General features: G+C 69.8%; 5 protein-coding genes. 4 read left to right on the top strand and 1 reads right to left on the bottom strand.

Translation table 11 applies throughout. From position 1 onward, the window contains the following. Positions 1–344: helix-turn-helix domain-containing protein (locus tag AB0O34_RS36220; RefSeq protein WP_363923428.1), on the bottom strand; the 344-nt coding region annotated here is incomplete at its 3' end. A 111-nt stretch (positions 345–455) separates the two neighbouring features. Here AB0O34_RS36220 and AB0O34_RS36215 point away from each other — a divergent pair. Genes AB0O34_RS36215 through nusB form a run of 4 tightly spaced genes read left to right on the top strand, consistent with a single transcriptional unit; the run spans position 456 to position 4,160 of the window. Continuing rightward, positions 456–2,033, top strand: a complete 1,578-nt coding sequence (locus AB0O34_RS36215; RefSeq protein WP_363923426.1) for an MDR family MFS transporter — start codon at positions 456–458, stop codon at positions 2,031–2,033. Between the two features lie 52 nt (positions 2,034–2,085). Beyond that, positions 2,086–3,135, top strand: coding sequence for a Xaa-Pro peptidase family protein (locus tag AB0O34_RS36210; RefSeq protein WP_363923424.1), 1,050 nt, complete (start codon positions 2,086–2,088; stop codon positions 3,133–3,135). A gap of 52 nt (positions 3,136–3,187) precedes the next feature. Then, a complete protein-coding gene (efp, locus tag AB0O34_RS36205) occupies positions 3,188–3,748 on the top strand; it encodes an elongation factor P (protein ID WP_363923422.1) in 561 nt (186 codons plus the stop codon). Position 3,749: 1 nt separating this feature from the next. Further along, complete coding sequence (gene nusB / locus AB0O34_RS36200) at positions 3,750–4,160, top strand: transcription antitermination factor NusB (protein WP_363923420.1); 411 nt, start codon at positions 3,750–3,752, stop codon at positions 4,158–4,160. The last annotated feature ends 40 nt before the right edge of the window (positions 4,161–4,200 follow it).

Below are 4,200 nucleotides of genomic sequence, written 5' to 3'. Positions count from 1 at the left end.
GGCACCAGCCCCGAGATCAGGGCGGTGCTCCGCGCCAGGGTCGAGTCGGCGATCGGGTCGGAGGCGCCCGCGCTCAGCCGGTGGGCCATGTGGGCCGCCAGCCTCCGCGGCAGCTTTTCCGGGTCTCCCTCGATGAGGGACTCCATCGCCGACTCGCCGGCGAGGACCTCGGCGAACAGCCGGGCCTTCGACCCGAAGTAGCGGTTGATCAAGGCGACGTTGGCCCCGGCCGCCGCCGCGATCATGCGTACGGTCACCTGGTCGTAGCCGTGTTCGGCGAACAGGTGCCGGGCGGCCGCGAGGATCCGGCTCGTTGTGGCCTCGCGGTCACGTACCTGTGCCAAAGCAACCACCTATACCCCCTTTTCGCCCTATATGACGCAGTGTAGTTGTTTGACAGGTAAACAAGCGCCTACTACAAGATGGTTGGCAAAGACATCTATTTCTGGGGGCCTGTGGTGGTAGTACAGGGAGATGCCTTAGCGGGCGCGCACGGCGATTCCGGGGCACGCCGGACCTACGCCCATCGCGAGATCATGGAGATCATGTCGGGGCTGATGCTCGCCCTGCTGACCTCGATGATCTCCACGTCCGTGGTCGCCACCGCGCTTCCGACGATCGTCGGCGAGTTCGGCGCCCAGGACCAGCTCTCCTGGGTCGCCAGCGCCACGCTGCTGACGATGACCGCCTCCACCCCTCTCTGGGGCAAGCTCTCCGACCTGTTCGGGCGCAAGCGCATGTTCCAGCTCGCCCTCGGGCTGTTCGTCGCCGCCTCCATGATCGCCGGGCTCTCGCAGAACATGGGCACGCTCATCGCCGCCCGCGCGGTGCAGGGCCTCGGCACCGGCGGCCTGGCCGCGCTGACGCAGGTGATCCTCGGCGACGTGGTGGAGCCGAGAGAGCGGGGACGCTACTCCGGCTACATCGGCGCGGTGTTCGGCGTCTCCACCGTCGGCGGGCCGCTGCTGGGCGGGTTCCTCGTGGACACCTCGTGGCTCGGATGGCGCTGGTGCTTCTACGTCTGCGTCCCGCTGGCGATCGTCGCGTTCGCCGTCATCCAGAGGGTCCTTCGGCTCGACCACGAAGCGCGCGAGGCCCGGATCGACTGGTGGGGCGCGTTCACGCTCACCGGCGGGGCCTCCGCCCTGATGCTGATGCTCTCCTTCGGCGGCCACGAGTTCGAATGGAACTCGCCTTGGGCCTACGGCCTGGGCGCCGCCGCGGCGATCCTGTTCGGCCTCTCGGTGGTCGCCGAGCGGCGTGCCGCCGACCCGATCCTCCCGCCCCGCCTGTTCCGCGACCGCACCTTCGTGCTCGCCGGCACGGCGTCGCTGCTGGTGGGCCTCTCGATGTTCGGGGTGATGGTCTACCTGCCGCAGTACCTGCAGATCGTCAAGGGGATGAGCCCCACCATGTCAGGCATCATGACCACCCCGCTGGTCGTGAGCCTGCTCGTCTCCTCGATCGCCTCCGGGCGCGTCGTCACCCGCACGGGCAGGTGGAAGGTCTTCCCGGCCGCCGGCCTGCTCCTGGTCGCCATCGGCACGGCGCTGCTCTCCCTGCTGCACACCGACTCCAGCCGCTTGGTCATCGGCGCCGACATCGCCATCCTGGGCGTCGGCCTCGGCCTCAGCATGCAGGTGCTGATCCTCGCCGCGCAGAACGCCTCCCACCCGAGGGACATGGCCGTGACCACGTCCGGCATCTCCTTCTTCCGCAACCTCGGCGGCTCGGTCGGGGTGGCGGCCCTCGGCGCCGTTCTCACCAACCGGGTCAGGGACGAGATCACCGGCATGCTCGCCGCGAGCCGCGTCCCGGTGCCTCCCGGTGGCGGGCTCACCCTCGGCACCCCCGAGGCCATCGGCCACCTCCCGCCGGCGCTCCAGCACATCGTGGTCGAAGCCTTCACCCGGGCCATGCAGTCGGTGTTCCTGGCGGGCCTCCCCGCGGCCGTGCTGGGCTTCCTCGCCGTGCTGTTCCTGCGTGAGCTGCCACTGCGGTCGGCCAGGACCGTTGAGGCGAAGCCCGAATGACCACCCGGGGAGCCTCGGCGGGCGGGAGCGGTCAGACCGTACAGTCTGGGACATGTCCGTCATTCATGAATCGCGGCGTGCCCGGCTCGCCGCACTGCTGGACGAGCACGGCGTGGACGCGCTGCTGGTCACCCGGGGCGTCAACGTGAGGTACCTGACGGGGCTGGTCAGCTCGAACGCCGCCGTGCTGGTGAGGCAGGACGCGTCGGCGGTACTGGCCACCGACTCCCGCTACCTCGAAACCGCGCGCCGCGTCTGCGCCGGCATCGAGGTCGTCGAGGAGCGCGACGTGGCGGGCGGCCTGGTGAAGGCCGCCGAGCGGCCGGGCATCGAGGCGCACGACATGTCCGTGGCCCGGTACCGGAGCCTCGAAGGTGAGCCGGCGGCGGTCGGCAGGATCGTGGAACAGCTGCGGGTGGTCAAGGACGAGGCCGAGATCGAGGCGCTGCGCACCGCCTGCGACCTGACCGACCACGCCTTCGCCGACGTGACCGCCACGATCGCGCCGGGCATGACCGAGAAGCAGGTCGCCCGCGCGCTTGAGTCGCGCATGGCGGAGCTCGGCGCCGACGGGCCCGCCTTCGCCACGATCGTGGCGAGCGGGCCGAACGGCGCCATCCCTCACCACTCTCCCTCGGACCGGCCCATCCAGCGCGGAGACCTGGTCACCATGGACTTCGGCGCGCTGTACGAGGGCTACCACGCGGACATGACCAGGACGGTCGCCGTGGGCGGCGTCTCCGGGTGGCAGCGGGAGCTGTACGACCTGGTCCGCGAGGCGCAGCGGGCCGGCCGGCACGCGCTCGCGCCGGGAGCCGCCACGGACGAGGTGGACGCCGCCGCGCGGCAGGTGATCGAGGGCGCCGGATACGGCGAGCACTTCGGGCACGGCCTCGGGCACGGCGTCGGCCTCGAGATCCACGAGGACCCGTTCCTGCGTCCTGCCGGTGCCGGTAGACTTGAGGATCGGGTTCCGATCACCGTCGAGCCCGGCGTCTACCTGCCAGGCAGGGGCGGCGTCCGGATCGAGGACACTCTCGTGACGCGCGCCGACGGCACGGAACTCCTCACCCGCACGACGAAGGAGCTGCTGATCCTGTGACCGCAGGACGGCGGCCGAGCGAGCGCGACCATGACGACGCAGGAGAAAACGAGTGGCGACGACCAACGACCTAAAGAACGGCCTGGTGCTCAAGCTCGATAGTGGTGAGCTGTGGAGCGTGGTTGACTTCCAGCACGTCAAGCCGGGCAAGGGTGGCGCCTTCGTGCGCACCAAGCTCAAGAACGTGCTCTCCGGCAAGGTGGTCGACAAGACCTTCAACGCCGGCGTGAAGGTCGAGGTGGCCAACGTCGACAAGCGCGAGATGCAGTATTCGTACATGGACGGCGACGACTTCGTCTTCATGGACACCGAGACCTACGACATGCTCAACGTCTCGCGCACGACGGTCGGCGACGCGGCCAACTACCTGCTGGAGAACACCCTGGCGACCGTGGCGGTCAACGAGGGCAACGTCCTGTACATCGAGCTCCCGGCGGCCGTCGAGCTGACGGTCTCGCAGACCGAGCCGGGTCTGCAGGGCGACCGCTCCACCGGCGGCACCAAGCCCGCCACGCTGGAGACCGGCGCCGAGATCAAGGTGCCGCTGTTCATCACGACGGGCGAAAGGGTGAAGGTCGACACTCGCACCGGCGAGTACCTCGGCCGGGCCTGAGGTGTCCGCTCGGGGAAAGGCGCGCAGACGCGCACTGGACATCCTGTTCGAGGCGGAGCTGCGGAGCGAGCCCCCGGTGAACGTGCTCGCCGAGCGGGTCGAGCGCGCGGAGCCGCCGGTCAACGAGTACACCTCGACGCTGGTCGAGGGCGTGAACCGTCACCGGTCGCGCATCGACGAGCTGATCTCGACCTACGCCGAGGGCTGGACCCTCGACCGCATGCCCGCCGTCGACCGCAACCTCCTGCGGGCCGGCACCTATGAGCTGCTGTGGGTTCCTGACATCCCCGAGGCGGTGGTCATCAGCGAGTGGGTCCATCTCGCCTCGGAGCTGTCCACCGACGAGTCACCGCAGTTCGTCAACGGGCTGCTGGCCCGTTTCAAGCAGCTCAAGCCGTCCCTGGCCCTCTAGCCGGCTCCGGCCGGGCCCCTGCGGGCGCCCGGCCCGCGGC

The sequence above is a fragment of the Sphaerisporangium sp. NPDC088356 genome (assembly GCF_040685555.1).
Taxonomy (GTDB): domain Bacteria; phylum Actinomycetota; class Actinomycetes; order Streptosporangiales; family Streptosporangiaceae; genus Sphaerisporangium.
The sequence above is the reverse complement of the archived record's forward strand: the minus strand, read 5'-3'. Positions and strand labels throughout refer to the sequence as shown.